At 69.4% G+C, this 13,993-nt stretch carries 12 protein-coding genes; 8 read left to right on the top strand and 4 right to left on the bottom strand.

Features of this window, described 5'->3' with window-relative positions; genetic code table 11:
- Positions 1-190: 190 nt before the first annotated feature.
- Positions 191-2,086, top strand: a complete 1,896-nt coding sequence (locus LRS04_RS03180; RefSeq protein WP_257815114.1) for a S9 family peptidase — start codon at positions 191-193, stop codon at positions 2,084-2,086.
- An 18-nt stretch (positions 2,087-2,104) separates the two neighbouring features.
- Here the strand turns inward: LRS04_RS03180 and LRS04_RS03175 are convergent, their stop codons facing one another.
- Positions 2,105-3,892, bottom strand: a complete 1,788-nt coding sequence (locus LRS04_RS03175; RefSeq protein WP_257815113.1) for an ABC transporter ATP-binding protein — start codon at positions 3,890-3,892, stop codon at positions 2,105-2,107.
- A gap of 376 nt (positions 3,893-4,268) precedes the next feature.
- Here LRS04_RS03175 and ubiA point away from each other — a divergent pair, with 376 nt between their 5' ends.
- Positions 4,269-5,201: a 4-hydroxybenzoate octaprenyltransferase gene (gene ubiA / locus LRS04_RS03170; protein WP_257815112.1), complete on the top strand. Its 933-nt coding sequence runs from the start codon at positions 4,269-4,271 to the stop codon at positions 5,199-5,201.
- On the opposite strand, the gene LRS04_RS03165 is transcribed toward ubiA, so the two are convergent.
- Positions 5,198-6,736, bottom strand: a complete 1,539-nt coding sequence (locus tag LRS04_RS03165) for an ATP-binding protein (RefSeq protein WP_257815111.1) — start codon at positions 6,734-6,736, stop codon at positions 5,198-5,200. The genes ubiA and LRS04_RS03165 overlap by 4 nt on opposite strands.
- 548 nt (positions 6,737-7,284) lie before the next feature.
- On the opposite strand from LRS04_RS03165, the gene LRS04_RS03160 reads away from it, so the two are divergent.
- The 6 genes from LRS04_RS03160 (at position 7,285) to LRS04_RS03135 (ending at position 12,708) form a co-directional block, all read left to right on the top strand.
- Positions 7,285-8,226 (top strand): fatty acid desaturase family protein, encoded by a 942-nt coding sequence (locus tag LRS04_RS03160; RefSeq protein ID WP_257815110.1) that lies wholly within the window; start codon positions 7,285-7,287, stop codon positions 8,224-8,226.
- 220 nt (positions 8,227-8,446) lie between these two features.
- Complete coding sequence (locus tag LRS04_RS03155; RefSeq protein WP_257815109.1) at positions 8,447-9,124, top strand: methyltransferase; 678 nt, start codon at positions 8,447-8,449, stop codon at positions 9,122-9,124.
- A 54-nt stretch (positions 9,125-9,178) separates the two neighbouring features.
- A complete protein-coding gene (locus LRS04_RS26520) occupies positions 9,179-10,375 on the top strand; it encodes an aspartyl/asparaginyl beta-hydroxylase domain-containing protein (protein ID WP_308238064.1) in 1,197 nt (398 codons plus the stop codon).
- Between the two features lie 68 nt (positions 10,376-10,443).
- Positions 10,444-10,785: a VOC family protein gene (locus LRS04_RS03145; RefSeq protein WP_257815108.1), complete on the top strand. Its 342-nt coding sequence runs from the start codon at positions 10,444-10,446 to the stop codon at positions 10,783-10,785.
- Between the two features lie 492 nt (positions 10,786-11,277).
- Entirely contained in the window at positions 11,278-12,093 is an 816-nt protein-coding gene (locus LRS04_RS03140; RefSeq protein WP_257815107.1) for a S1C family serine protease, read from the top strand.
- Positions 12,094-12,141: 48 nt separating this feature from the next.
- Positions 12,142-12,708, top strand: coding sequence for a hypothetical protein (locus LRS04_RS03135; RefSeq protein WP_257815106.1), 567 nt, complete (start codon positions 12,142-12,144; stop codon positions 12,706-12,708).
- 2 nt (positions 12,709-12,710) lie between these two features.
- Here the strand turns inward: LRS04_RS03135 and LRS04_RS03130 are convergent, their stop codons facing one another.
- Positions 12,711-13,046 (bottom strand): hypothetical protein, encoded by a 336-nt coding sequence (locus LRS04_RS03130; protein WP_257815105.1) that lies wholly within the window; start codon positions 13,044-13,046, stop codon positions 12,711-12,713.
- Between the two features lie 467 nt (positions 13,047-13,513).
- Complete coding sequence (locus LRS04_RS03125) at positions 13,514-13,987, bottom strand: hypothetical protein (protein ID WP_257815104.1); 474 nt, start codon at positions 13,985-13,987, stop codon at positions 13,514-13,516.
- Between the last annotated feature and the right edge of the window lie 6 nt (positions 13,988-13,993).

Genomic DNA, 13,993 nt, shown 5'->3' with positions numbered 1-13,993 from the left:
CCGGACCGCACCGAGCCCGCCGGCCAGCACCCATGAAATCCGTCGTTCAACCCGACCCAGCCTGGATCCCGGCTCTTGCCCGGATGAGCGGAGGAGGGGCGCCGCCATCCGTGAAATCGTGGCCGCCCGCCCTTGCCCCGCCGAACCATCCGCCTAAGGTCGATCGCGAAACGTTCTCAAGGGGCTCACGATGCATCGATATCTCGGGTTCGCGGCCGGCGCCGTGGCGGCGCTGATGGCCACGAGCGCGCTGGCCCAGGCGGCCAAGGTCTATCCGACCCGGGCCTTCTTCGAGACCACCCGCTATTCCCTGCCGACCCAGGACGGCCACGCCTTCTCGCCGGACGGCACGAAGCTGCTGATCTCGTCGGACAGGACCGGCGTGTTCAACGCCTACGTCCTGCCGGTGGCGGGCGGGACGCCGACCCCGCTGACCACGTCCACGACCGACGCCACCTTCGCCGCCTCCTGGTTCCCGAAAGACGAGCGCGTCCTCTTCACCGCCGACCAGGGCGGCAACGAGCTCAACCACCTCTATGTCCGCGGCCTCGACGGGCAGGTGAAGGATCTCACCCCCGGCGACAAGCTGAAGGCCGAGTTCGCCGGCTGGAAGGCCGATGGCTCGGCGTTCTACGTCTCCACCAACGAGCGCAACCCGCAGGCCTTCGACCTCTACGCCTATGACGCCACGAGCTACGCGCGGAAGCTGGTGTTCACCAATCCGGGCGGCTTCAACCTCGGCGACCTCTCCGACGACGGCCGCTGGCTGACGCTGGTCAAGGAGCACTCCAGCGCCAACTCCGACGTCTATCTCGTCGACCTCTCCCAGGCGTCGCCGCAGCCGAAGCTGATCAGCGAGCACAAGGGCAATGTCGAGCACGGGGTCTATGAGTTCACCCCCGACGGCAAGGCGCTGATCTACTCCACCAACGAGACCGGCGAGTTCAGCCAGGCCTGGCGCTACGACCTCTCGACCGGCGCGAAGGCCGCCCTGGTCGCCGAGGCCTGGGACGTGATGAACGTCGCCTTCTCGCCCAGCGGCCGCTACCGCGCCGACTACATCAACGCCGACGCCTCCACCGTGCTGAAGGTCCACGACCTCCAGGCCGGCGGCGTGCTGAAGCTCTCCGGCCTGCCGGCCGGCGACCTGACCGGCGTGCGCTTCGACGCCCGCGAGAAGGCCGTCGCCATCGCGGTGGCCTCCGACACCTCGCCGGCCGACATCTTCGTGGCGGACGTGGCCACCGGCCAGGCGCGCCGCCTGACCACCGCCCTCAATCCGCAGGTGGACGAGGGTGACCTCGTCGAGGCCACGGTCGCGCGCTTCAAGAGCTACGACGGGCTGGAGGTGCCGGGCATCCTCTACCGGCCGAAGGGGGCCAGCGCCGCCAACCCCGCCCACGCCATCGTCTGGGTGCACGGGGGGCCCGGCGGCCAGAGCCGGCGCGGCTATTCGGCCGACATCCAGAACCTGGTGAACAAGGGCTACGCGGTCTACGCGATCAACAACCGCGGCTCGTCCGGCTACGGCAAGACCTTCTACCACCTGGACGACAAGCGGCACGGCGACGTGGACCTCAAGGACGTGGTCGCCGCCGGCCGCTGGCTGAAATCGCTGGACTGGGTGGCCGACGACAAGGTGGCGGTGATGGGCGGCTCCTACGGCGGCTACATGACTGCGGCCGCTCTTGCGTTCGAGCCCGAGGCCTTCGACGTGGGCATCAACATCTTCGGCGTGACCAACTGGGTGCGCACGCTGGAGAGCATCCCGCCGTGGTGGGGCGCGGCCCGTGACAGCCTCTACGACGAGCTGGGCGACCCGAAGACCGACGGCGAGCGCCTGCGGAAGATCTCGCCGCTGTTCCACGCCAAGAACATCAAGCGGCCGCTGCTCGTCGTGCAGGGCAAGAACGACCCGCGCGTCCTGCAGGTGGAGAGCGACGAGCTGGTCGCCGCCGTGAAGGCCAACAATGTGCCCGTCGAGTACATCGTCTTCCCCGACGAGGGCCACGGCTTCCAGCGCCGCGAGAACCGCGTCACCGCCTCGGACGCCTATGTGAAGTTCCTCGGCCAGCACCTGAAGTAGGCGAGGAGAGGGGAGGGCCTAGGCCATCCCCTCCGCCACCGCGTGCAGGCGGGCGTAGGCGCCGCCGCGCTTCACCAGGTCGGCGTGGCGGCCCTCCTCGACGATCCGGCCGTCCTCGAAGACGAGGATGCGGTCGGCGCCGCGGATGGTCGACAGGCGGTGGGCGATGACGATGGTGGTCCGCCCCATCATCAGCTCCTCCATCGCCGCCTGCACCTGGCGCTCGGTCTCCACGTCCAGCGAGGACGTGGCCTCATCGAGCACCAGGATCGGCGCGTCGGCGAGGAAGGCCCGGGCGATCGCCACCCGCTGGCGCTCGCCGCCCGAGAGCTTCACGCCGCGCTCGCCGACGAGGGTGTCATAGCCCTTCGGCAGCCGGGCGATGAACTCGTCGGCCCGGGCCCGCTTCGCCGCGAGCTGGATCTCCTCGGGCGTCGCGTCCGGCCGGGCGTAGCTGATGTTCTCGGCCAGCGTCCGGTGGAACAGCGCCGGGTCCTGCGGCACGACCGCGATGGCGCGCCGCAGCGAGCCTTGGGTCACCGCCGCCACGTCCTGGCCGTCGATCAGGATGCGGCCGCCCTGGATGTCGTAGAGCCGCTGGATCAGCTTCACGAACGTCGACTTGCCGGCGCCCGTGGGCCCGACCAGCGCGACGCGCTCGCCCGGCGCGATCCGGAGCGAGAATCCCTCGTAGAGCGGCTGGTCCGCCGACTTGTAGCGGAAGGTGACGTGGTCGAAGACGATCTCGCCCAGGTCCGGCCGGAAGGCGCGGGCGTCGGGGATGTCCAGCACCTGCGGCGCCGTCTGGCTGTAGCGGGCCACGTCCTCCACGTCGTCCATGCCCCGCTGGGCCATGCGGATGTTCTCGCCGATGTTCCGGAGGTAGCCGGTCATCAGCATGAAGGCGGTGATCGCGAAGGCGAGGTCGCCGGCGTCCGCCCGGCCCTTCGACCATTCGAGCAGCAGGATGCCGGTGAGCCCCGCCTGCAGGGCGACCAGCAGCATGTTGTGCAGCAGCCAGAGGTCGGTGAACCGGCTCCAGCTTCGGATCGTCGCCTTGCGCCAGAGCTCCGTGACCTCGCCGATCCGGCCCTCCTCGCGCGGCTCGGCGCCGAACGCCTTCACCGTCGCGTTGGACGAGATCGAGTCGGCCAAGGCGCCGCCGATGCGGCTGTCGAGCGCCACCGACGTCTGGTTGGCCGGCCGGGCGTAGGCCGAAGTCAGCACGATGTTGGACGCGATGTAGAGCCCGACCACCGCGAAGGCGAAGAGGCCCACCGGCGGCCAGCGGACGAGCATCATCGTGCAGAGCCCGCCCAGCACGATCAGCGCCGGACCGAACCAGATGACCGCCGCGTCGGTCACCGTGTCGTAGCCCCACATGGCGCGGGAGAGCCTGCGCACCGTGGCGCCGGCGAAGGTGTCGGCGTGCCAGTCGGAGGAGAACGACTGCACGCGCCGGAACGCGTCGTCGGTCATGTCCTTCATGTTGTTGGCCGACATCGGGATCAGGAAGCGCATCGACATGTTCCGGATCACCGAGAAGGCCAGGTAGACGCCGACGAACAGCATCCAGGCCTGCCAGGCCGGGTCGGGGTCCGCGGGACCCTTCGTGACCGCGTCGACCAGCCGGCCGGCGGCCCAGGGCAGCGCCAGGTCGAAGCCCACGGCGATCAGCGTCAGCGCCACGGTGCCGGCGAGCAGCCACGGCCGCTGTCGCCAGTAGCGGGCGATGAAGCCCAGCACCTTGCGGTTGGAGAGCACCCGCTTGCGGGTCTCCTCGGCGTCCTCGTAGTGGTCGGTCATGACACGGGTCTCGGATGGCGCCGGCGGGGCCGCCTCCGTGCGAAACGGGCGGCGCGCGCATCCGGCGCTTGGCGAATGGAATGGGGTGGATCGGGGGCTCAGGAGCCCCGGCGGACCACGGGCGCGAGGACGCTCTCTGCGCGAACGGCCAGTGAGGCCGTCAGGCGGAGGATCCGGAGTGAGTTAGCGCGGCGGCGGCCCGGCGAACCGTTTGGGAAAGGTCGGTGCAAACGCGAAGTTCGTCATCGTCCCTCCTTTCGGGTCGGCCAAGGCCGCGGAAGCTAGGCGTGGTTAAGGAAGCCGTCAACGGCCCCGGAGAACGCGGGTTGCGAAGCGGCATTTCGGCCACACCGCCACCTCTGCTAAGGCGTCGCCCATGACCTCCGCCGCGCCCCTGCCTGACGCCGCGCCGACCAACTGGGTGGACCGCTATGCGCCGGCGTCGCTCCGGCCGTGGCTGAAGATCGGCCGGTTCGACCGGCCGGCGGGGATCTGGCTCCTGATGCTGCCGGGCTGGCAGGGCGTGGCGCTGGCGGCGGCGCAGCAGGGGCTGCGGCCCGACTGGAAGCTGCTGGCGTCGTTCTTCGTCGGCGCGGCCCTGATGCGGGCGGCGGGCTGCGCCTACAACGACATCGTCGACCGCGACATCGACGTCCAGGTGGCCCGCACCGCCGGCCGGCCGATCCCGTCCGGCCAGATCAGCGTGAAGCAGGCCTGGGCGTTCATCGCGGTCTGCTCGCTGATCTCGTTCGCGATCCTTCTGACCTTCCCGCCGATCGCCATCGGGCTGGGCGTCGGCTCGCTGCTGCTGGTCGCCGCCTATCCGTTCATGAAGCGGATCACCTGGTGGCCGCAGGCGTGGCTCGGCCTGACCTTCAACTGGGGCGCGCTGCTGGGCTACGCGGCGGCGACCGGCCATCTCGGCTGGCCGGCGGTCCTGCTCTACGCGGGCGGGCTCTTCTGGACGCTCGGCTACGACACGATCTACGCGATCCAGGATCTGGAGGATGACGCCCTGGTCGGCGTGAAGTCCTCGACGCGACGGCTCGGCGGCTCGGTCCAGGCAGGCGTGGCCGGCTTCTACGTCATGGCCGTCGTCCTGGCGCTCGCCGCGGGCTGGGCGGCGCACCTGGGGTGGGCCTTCTATGCCCTGACCCTGCTCTATGCGGTTCGGCTGCTCGACCAGGCCCGGCGGGTGCGGACCGACCGGCCGATGCTGGCGCTGAAGCTCTTCAAGTCCAACGCCTGGGCCGGGCTGATTCTGTTCGCGGCGATCGTGCTCGGCAGCTTCGGGGAAGCGCTCTTCTAGGCCACACGCCGGCCGCGCGTCGCGCGGGCCTTCACGCCGTCCAGGACGGCGACCAGTTCGGGAAGCTGGATCGGCTTGGCGATCACCCCGTCGACGCCGGCGGCGCGATACTCCCGCTGCTGGTGCGGCAGGACGTTGGCCGTGAGCGCCAGGATCGGGGTCTTGGGCAGCCGCTTGCGGCGCTCCAGCTTGCGGATTTCGCGGGTGGCGGCGACGCCGTCCATCACCGGCATCTGGATATCCATGAGGACGAGGTCGAAGCCGCCGGCCGCGTAGGCCTCGACGGCGAGCGCGCCGTCGTCGACCACGCTGGGGTCGCAGCCGATCGCCTGGAGCACGCTCTTCACCACGAGTTGGTTGGTCTGGTTGTCCTCAGCGACCAGGACGCGCAGCGGGCGGCCGCCGCCGGCGGCGTCTGCGCCGCCGGCCTCGCTCAAGGCGGCCTTGGCCCGCCGCAGGGGAAGGGTGACCTCGAAGGTCGCGCCCTTGCCGCGCGCGCTCCGCACTTCGATCCGCCCGTCCATGAGCTCGACGAGCTTCTTGCAGATGGTCAGGCCGAGGCCCGCGCCGCCGACCTTGCGGGTGGCGCCCGGATCGCCCTGGACGAAGCTCTCGAACAGTTTCGGCAGCCGGCGCGGGTCGATGCCCGGCCCGGTGTCGGCGACGGTGAGCACGAGCTCGCCTTGCGGGCCGCGGGCGGCGGAGACCTGGACCTCCCCGGCCTCGGTGAACTTGAGGGCGTTGCCGGTCAGGTGGAACAGGATCTGGCGGACGCGCGCCGGGTCGCCGATCCAGCTCCCGCGCGCCTCGGGCTCGAATGCGGCGGTCAGGCTGAGCCGGTCGGACATCTCCAGCGCACGCGCCGCGTCCACGGCCTCGGCGACCAGGGCCTCCAGGTCGAAGGACTCGGTGTTGAGCGCCATCCGGCCGCTCTCGATCGCCGAGAGGTCGAGGATGTCGCTGAGGACGGAGAGCAGGGCGCGGCCCGAGGCGTCGATCACCTCGATCCGCTCGCGCTGGATGCGGGTCAGGCGGTCCATCAGCAGGACCTGGGACATGCCGATCACGCCGTTCAGCGGCGTGCGGAGCTCGTGGCTCATATTGGCCAGGAAGTGGGACTTCAGGGCGTTGGCCTGCTCGGCGGCGTCGCGGGCCTGGGTCGCCTCGGCGAGCGCGCCCTGCAGGCTGGCGTCATACGTCTCCAGGGCCGCCAGCAGGCGGTTGAAGTTGGCCGACAGCTGGCCGACCTCGTCGTCTCGGGCCACCGGCGCGCGGGCGCTGAAGTCCCGGGACGCGGCCGCCGCCTCCATGGCCGCGTTCAGCGCGCACAGCGGCTCGAGCGCCCGGCGGGCGAGGCGCTGGGCCATTACGCCGGCGCCGATGAGTCCGAGGACCGAGAGGCCCACGGCGATGGCGATGTTGCGGAGCCGCGTGACGACGATGCCGTGGTCGTCGGCCACCAGCACGACCTCGCCCACCTTCTGGCCGTCGACGATATGCGGGGCGAAGGCGATGACCCCAGGGTCGCGGAACACCTGGCTGGGCTTGTCGTCGCCGGACGGCGGCGGCGGGACGATCTTTGCTGCGGCGGACGTCGAAGATGCGTCCGTCGCGGTGGTAGTAGGCGAGGGCGACGGCGGCGTGCTCGGCGTGCATGACCGCCTGCACCTCGGACGCGGCGATGGGGTCGCCTTCGACGGCCGCCCGGGAATCGGAGGCGAGGAGCTGGGCGAGCACCCCGGCGCCGCGGGCCAGGTCCGCGCGGTCGCTGCTCCAGTTGCTCCATTGATAGACGGCGAACACCGCGGCCAGGGCGGCGATGGTCGCCATAAGCGCCACGCCGACGAACCGACGTTCGAGGGCGCGCGGCTCGACAGCGGCGTCCTGCCGCCCGGCCTCGTCCGCCTTACCCGCCCACATCTGCTCCCCCCGGTTGAGCCAGCACTCACATTTCGCGTGGATGGCTTAACGTTCGGCGAACGCCTGGGACGGAATGGTGAAGCGGCTCAAAAGCTTAGCCGGGCAGGGATTGCGGCGACCCGACGCTGTTCCCGCGGCTTCGCCCGGCGTACAATGAGGCGTTATGCCCGTCGCCGCCCGTGTCGATCCCAAGGTCTATTTCTCGCCGCCCGAGTGGAATCCGCTCGCCCGCCGCTCGCCGTGGAAGGGCCTGGCGCTGGTCGCCCACGCATGGATCGTGATCGGGCTGGCCATGGCCATGGCGGTGGCGTGGCCGATCACCATTCCGCTGGCCATCGCGATCATCGGCGCCCGCCAGCTCGGGCTCGCCATCCTGATGCACGACGCGGCCCACGCCTGCCTGCACCCGAACCTGAAGGTCAACGACTGGGTGGGGAACAACCTCACGACGGGCGACCTGAAGCCCTACCGGAACTACCACCTCACCCACCACAAGTACGCCCAGCAGGCGGAGGACCCGGACCTGGTGCTGTCGGCGCCGTTCCCGATCACCCGCATCTCGCTGCGCCGGAAGATCGTCCGCGATCTGACGGGGCAGACCTACTACAAACAGAAGTGGTCGGGCCTGGTGAACCGGCTGAGCGAGCGCAAGGCCGGCGAGCCGCTGTGGCCGATCCTCAAGGACGCCGTCGCCCGCCGGAAGCGGTTCCTGATCGGCATGGTCGTGACCGTCGCGGGGACCGCGCCGTTCGGGCTCTGGTGGGTGTGGCCGGTGCTGTGGCTGGTGCCGCAGGCCACCTGGCTGCCGATGGTCACCCGCCTGCGCAACATCGCCGAGCATGCCTGCGTGGCGAAGGACGAGCCCGACCCCCTGCGGCACGCACGCACCACCCACGCCAACTGGCTGGAGCGGGCGTTCATCGCGCCCTACTACGTGAACTACCACTGCGAGCATCACATGTTCATGCATGTGCCCTGCTACAACCTGCCGAAGGCGCACCGCCTGCTGAAGAAGGCCGGGACCCTGGACCGGATGCTGACCGCGCCGGGGTATCTCAGCGTGCTCGCCATGGCGTCCAGCAAGCCCGAGGCGAAGGCGGCTTAGGCGCGCTCCACGAACACGCGCTGCGCGCGCGAGGAACCACGGAATACACGGAGGAGGCCGGCGCTGACGGGGTCAGCCTGGCGATGTCGACTGACATCTCGCGCACCTCCGGCGCGCAAGGGATTCCTCGCTCAGCATCTCGTTTCCGTGTGGTCCGTGTATTCCGTGGTTGTTTCCTGTTCGTGTGGTTCGCGGGGGGCGGGGACCTCTATAAGGCCGCATGATCGTCGACACGCCGGAGGGTCGCCGGGCCTTCATCATCGAGAACACGCGACCGCAGCATCCGCCACACACGCCGGAGCTCGTGCTGCAGCTCGCCGACGAGATCACGCCGATCTGGCGGATGACCGAGGAGGCGCTCGCCGAGATCGGCCTGCCGCCGCCGTTCTGGGCGTTTGCCTGGGCGGGCGGCCAGGCGCTGGCGCGCTACGTCATCGACCACCCGGAGATCGTCGCCGGCAAGCGGGTCGTGGACTTCGCCTCGGGCTCCGGGATCGTCGGCATCGCGGCGCTGAAGGCCGGCGCGGCCCAGGTGCTTTGCGCCGACATCGACCCGTTCTGCGACGCGGCCCTGACCCTCAACGCCGAAGCCAACCGGGTCTCGGCGGACTTCACCGACGCCAACCTGCTCGATGCGCCGCCGCCGCGCTGGGCCGACGTCCTGCTGGCCGGCGATATCTGCTACGAGAAGCCGCTCGCCGACCGGGTGCTGGCCTGGCTGGCCGAGGGCCGGGCGGCCGGCGCGGACGTGCTGATCGGCGATCCCGGCCGCAGCTACTTCCCGCGCGCGAAGGACGGATACGGCGGCCTGGTGAAGCTCGCCGAGTACCAGGTGGCGACCACGCGCGAACTGGAGGACTTCGAGGTGAAGAAGACCTCCGTCTGGCGGCTGCCCTGACCTCCGTCCGGGCGCCGGCTTGACCCGGCGCCCGGCACGGCGCCACTTCCGCCCATGACCGACACTCCGCCCGCCCCCGCCGACCTGCAGATCCTGTGGCGCGATGGCGCGCTGGCGCTCCGCCAGGGCCGGCCCGCCGAGGCCCTCCCCCCACTTCCGGGCGATCGTCGCCACCGGCTCGGCCAACGCGGCCGTCTGGATCGGCATCGCCCTGGCGGCCAAGCAGACGGGCGACATCCCCGCCCATCGCGAGGCTCTGGCGGCCGCGCTGACGCTCGACCCGCGCGACATCCGCGCCCTCCTGATGACCGCCGACAACCACGCCGCCGACGGCGACGCGCGGGCGGCCTCGTCCTTCTACGACGCGGCGGTGAAGGTGGCCGTGGCGGCGGGGACGGTGGAGAAGTCCCTGGAGGCCGAGATCGGCCGCGCCATGCACATGCGCGAGCGCTACGCCCGCCAGTACGAGGCGCACCTGGAGGCCGAGCTCGGCCCCAAGGGGCTGAACGGGCCCGAGGGCCGGCGCATCCGGCGCGCCGTCGACCTGCTGCTCGGCAAGACCCAGCTCTACGTTCAGCAGCCGAAGAACTTCTACTTCCCCGAGTTGCCCAACATCGAGTGGGCGGACCGGGCGGCCTTCCCGTTCCTCGACAAGGTCGAGGCCGCGACGGCCGACATCCGCGCCGAGCTCCTGGCGGTGATGGAGGAGGACGCCGCCTTCACCCCTATGTGGAGGCCGAGGCCAACCGGCCGTTCTTCGACGACCACGGCATGCTGGGCAATCCGAGCTGGAGCGCCTTCTACCTCTGGAAGGCCGGCGCGCCCGTGCCCGAGAACGTCGCCCGCTTCCCCAAGACCATGGCCGCGCTGGAGGACGCGCCGCTCTGCCGGATCCCCGGCCGCACGCCCTCGATCCTGTTCTCGCTGCTCCGGCCCGGCGCGCACATCGCCCCCCACCACGGCTTCATGAACGCCCGCTACATCTGCCACCTGCCGTTGATCGTGCCGGAGGGCTGCGCCATGCGGGTGGGCGGCGAGACGCGGGCGTGGGATGAGGGCAGGGCCTGTGTGTTCGACGACAGCATCGAGCACGAGGCGTGGAACCGGAACCCGGACAAGCTCAGGGTGGTGATGATCTTCGACATCTGGCGGCCCGAATTGAGCGCCGAGGAGCGCGAACTGGTCGGCTCGGTGCTCCAGGCGGTGGACAGCTTCGGCGGCGGCGGCCGGGTGACCCTGCCGGACGCCTGATGTTCCGTCTTTGTTCTTGACGCTGGGCGAGAGCCGCATAGGCTGCGCGCCGGACGAAGGAGCAGCCCATGCGCGAAGACGGCAAGATCGACTATGTGGAGTTTCCGGGCGGCGACCTGATCCCGCTGAAGCGGTTCTACGAGACGGCGTTCGGCTGGAGCTTCACGGACTACGGGCCGTCCTATTCCGCAATGAGCGAGGGGCTGGACGGCGGCTTCGACGGCGACGCGGCGAACCAGCCGGCGAAGCCGCTCGTCGTGCTCTACGCCCACGACCTGGAGGCCATGGAGGCCAAGGTGCGCGCGGCGGGAGGGGCGATCGTGAAGCCGATCTTCGAATTCCCCGGCGGGCGGCGCTTCCACTTCACCGACCCCAGCGGCAACGAACTGGCGGTGTGGAGCGAGGGGTAGGCGGCTTCGGCGATTTCTTCTTAAGGTTGCGTGCGATAGCGTCTGCGTAGCGACGTTCGGGGGGACTTGAGATGCGCTTCGGCTTGGGGATTGTGGCGGCGCTGTTGATGGCGGGATCGGCCGCTGCGCAGGCGGCCCCGGTGAGCTTCGCCAAGATGGTCGTTCGGATCCCGGCGGGAACCCCGTGGGCGCAGGTGCAGTACGACAACTTCCCGCTCCCATGCGCCAACAGCAAGACGCTTACCTGGGAGTCCACTGACAACGAGGTCGTGAAGGACCCCGAGTTCGAACGGACCTTCCGCAGCGAACTGTTGAAAGGCGGATTCGCCGTGGCCGGCGATCCCAACAATCTTTTCGAGGAGGATCAGAAGTCGTCGGACCTGCAGGTCGGCGCGCTGGTCAACGCCATCGAGGCGAAATTCTGCGCGACACAATCCTTCAAGGATGCGCTGCTCGAGAACGACCGGGTGCTGTTCAAGGGGTTCCGTCAAGATGAAGGTCGAGTGGCAGGTCTACTCGACCTCGCAGGCCAGGGTTGTGGCGCGCGTGCCGACGGAAGGCGAGCACCTGCTCGTGAAGGCGGTGGACGGCGGCAATCATGTCCTGCTGCAGGGCGCGTTCGCGCAGAACGTCCAGAAGCTGGTCGCGTCGGAGAGCTTCCGAAACGCCCTCTCCGGCCCGACAGCGGCGTCCATTCCGCCGCCGGGCGCGGCGCTGGCGGCATTGCGCGTGGCCTACAGGCCGGCGGCGGCGCCAGTCGCGTTCGACCAGGCGGCGCGTGGGGTGGTGTCGATCTTCGCCGGTCAGGGGATGGGCAGCGGGGTGCTGATCTCCGCCGATGGCTACATCCTGACCAATCACCATGTGGCCGGTGAGGCCGGGCGCGTGCGGGTGCGCTGGGCCGACGGCACGGACACGCCGGGCGAGGTGGTCCGCGCCGACCGCGGCCGCGATGTGGCGCTGATCAAGACCACGGCCAAGACGGCGCCGCTGGGGATCCGCACGGCCCCCGTGAAACTCGGCGAGACGGTCTACGCCATCGGCACGCCCAAGGAGCGGGACTTCGCCGGCACCCTGACCCGCGGCGTGGTCTCGTCGCCGAAGCGGGTGCTGGACGGCCGCAGCTACATCCAGAGCGATGTAGCCATCACCAACGGCAACAGCGGCGGAGCCCTGATCGACGAGAAGGGCGGGCTGGTGGGCCTCTCCGTCGCCGGCTACGCGCCCGGCGGGGTTCCGCTGGGGATCAACTTCTTCATCCCGATCGAGGAGGCGCTGCAATCGCTGGCGCTGACGCCCGCCGGCTGAGGCCAAGCTCCCGTTGACCTCCGTCGGCTGAGCATTCCACTCTGGGGCATGAGCCTTTCCCCGGACCACGCTGCCCTGCTCAGCACCTACAGCCAAGTGGCCGTCGGGTTCGCGGGCTTCGCCGGCGTGATCGGGGCCTTCAGCCGCTTCCGGATGCACGCCGAGGCCACCGCATTCCGCGTGCGGGCGATGGTGGCCACCGCATTGATGGAGGTGTTGTTCGCGCTGCTGCCGCCGCTGGTCGGTGCGTTCGGATTGCCCGAGGCGCTGGTCTGGCGGATCTGCGATGGCGTCCTGGCCGTGGCGGGAACGGGGCTCCTGGTCGTCATGGCCTGGCAGGCGAGCATCCTCTACCGGGTCGGCCGCCTGATGCGGAACGCGGCCTATGTGCTCTGCGCCGTGGCGGTGGTGCTCATCGTGCCGCTCTATGTGGCGGCCTGCGGCCTCTGGGACGCCCAGGCGGCGGCGCTCTACATGGCCATGCTGTTCTTCGGCATGGTGCTCTGCGCCTACCACTTCCTGCTGCTAATGGTGGCGGTGCAGCTCGACGACAGTGAGGCGGTGTCGGGAGCGGCCAAGCCCGCGAAGACGAGGAAGAAGGCGCAGGGCGCCTGAGCTCAGTAAGGCTCGAACGTGTCGGGCTGGATCAACTCGTAGACTTCCGCAACGGAGCGCGCCTTGCCGACGCGCGCCAGCAGCGACTCGAACTCGGCCTCGTCGCCTCCGAAGCCGGTGTAGTCGACGCGGAACTTCTCCAGCGAGTCGCGAGTCCTCCGACGCAAGTCCTCCAACGAGAGCGCCGGCAGTGGCTCGAGTTCGTGCTCGACACGTGCTTGCGGTGGACCGAAGCCTGGGATCAGCGACAATAGCGAACCGGCACGTCCGGTTCGCCGTACGCTCAGGACCCGCCAGCGCCTTAGGTCGGCATCGATGAGTTCCATGCCGTTCTGCACGTCGTCCTTCAGCGTGCGGGGTCCACACCGGGTCAGGCGGTCGAGGTCGGGAAAGCCCCAGTTCTCAAGGTCCGGCGTGAAGCCAAGAACAGGGGAAGGCGAAGTCTGCCTCGCTGGATTTCACTGGCACGTTCTCCAAAGGAGCTGAAACCTACGCTGGCCCAGCGAGGCAGAGGAAGCTGAAGCTATCGCTGTGTCCGAGCTGAGGGGGATGGCCGCTCCGGGCGTTGCGTCAGATTCTGACCTGCGTCGGCCGCATAAGAGCCGAGCGCCGTCGGAACGGACTTTTGCCAGTCGGTGGTCCCATACCAGATCCGACGGACCGGATCGTACTTTGGTTTGCCGTCCCAACTACCTGTCAGCCGACGATGCTGTTCCTTGGGCAACGTCTTGAGGAACGCGAAGTGATTCCTCGGATCCTGCGCTGTGCGACTCTTTCCATTGAGCGGATCGTGTGATGGATCTCCTCACCCTTTCCCGCCAATCCGGCTCTCCAGAATCTGCTTGCTAGCCGCATTCGCAGTGACGGAGCCCTTCTTGAGAACTCCGACGCCCTTGCTTGCAGCGCGGAGCCCCTTCACGACCGCGCCCGCAGGCAACGCGTCACCAACTGCCATGGCGGCATTGAAGGCCGCGCCCCCGTAGTTTCCATCTTGAAGGTCAGCGACCGCTTCCCACGCAGGACCAACAATAGGGATGAACGACTGCGCCAAGCTCGGCCGTTCGATCCTTGGGCCTTTCTGGAATTCCTCCAGCATTTCTGCTGGCGAACGAAGGCCACGATCCTCGGCCTCTCGTTGCGCTCGAACCTTGGCCATCGCCCTGTCGTACATTTCACCTTCAGGGTCCGGCACGCTCCGCGGCTCGCCGCGAGGCATTCTCGCCATCAATTGCCTCCTTGAAAAGATTTGAAACGCCGCAAAAAAAGCGGTGCCATTCACCGGCGC

The organism is Phenylobacterium sp. J367, from assembly GCF_024699985.1.
Taxonomy (GTDB): Bacteria; Pseudomonadota; Alphaproteobacteria; order Caulobacterales; family Caulobacteraceae; genus Phenylobacterium.
This window is presented reverse-complemented; position numbering and strand designations above follow the sequence as displayed.

Excerpts from the sequence above, each read along its gene's own strand:
- LRS04_RS03180 (WP_257815114.1), top strand. The coding sequence starts at position 191 with ATGCATCGATATCTCGGGTTCGCGGCCGGCGCCGTGGCGGCGCTGATG.
- LRS04_RS03175 (WP_257815113.1), bottom strand. The coding sequence starts at position 3,892 with ATGACCGACCACTACGAGGACGCCGAGGAGACCCGCAAGCGGGTGCTC.
- ubiA (WP_257815112.1), top strand. The coding sequence starts at position 4,269 with ATGACCTCCGCCGCGCCCCTGCCTGACGCCGCGCCGACCAACTGGGTG.
- LRS04_RS03160 (WP_257815110.1), top strand. The coding sequence starts at position 7,285 with ATGCCCGTCGCCGCCCGTGTCGATCCCAAGGTCTATTTCTCGCCGCCC.
- LRS04_RS03155 (WP_257815109.1), top strand. The coding sequence starts at position 8,447 with ATGATCGTCGACACGCCGGAGGGTCGCCGGGCCTTCATCATCGAGAAC.
- LRS04_RS26520 (WP_308238064.1), top strand. The coding sequence starts at position 9,179 with ATGACCGACACTCCGCCCGCCCCCGCCGACCTGCAGATCCTGTGGCGC.
- LRS04_RS03145 (WP_257815108.1), top strand. The coding sequence starts at position 10,444 with ATGCGCGAAGACGGCAAGATCGACTATGTGGAGTTTCCGGGCGGCGAC.
- LRS04_RS03140 (WP_257815107.1), top strand. The coding sequence starts at position 11,278 with ATGAAGGTCGAGTGGCAGGTCTACTCGACCTCGCAGGCCAGGGTTGTG.
- LRS04_RS03135 (WP_257815106.1), top strand. The coding sequence starts at position 12,142 with ATGAGCCTTTCCCCGGACCACGCTGCCCTGCTCAGCACCTACAGCCAA.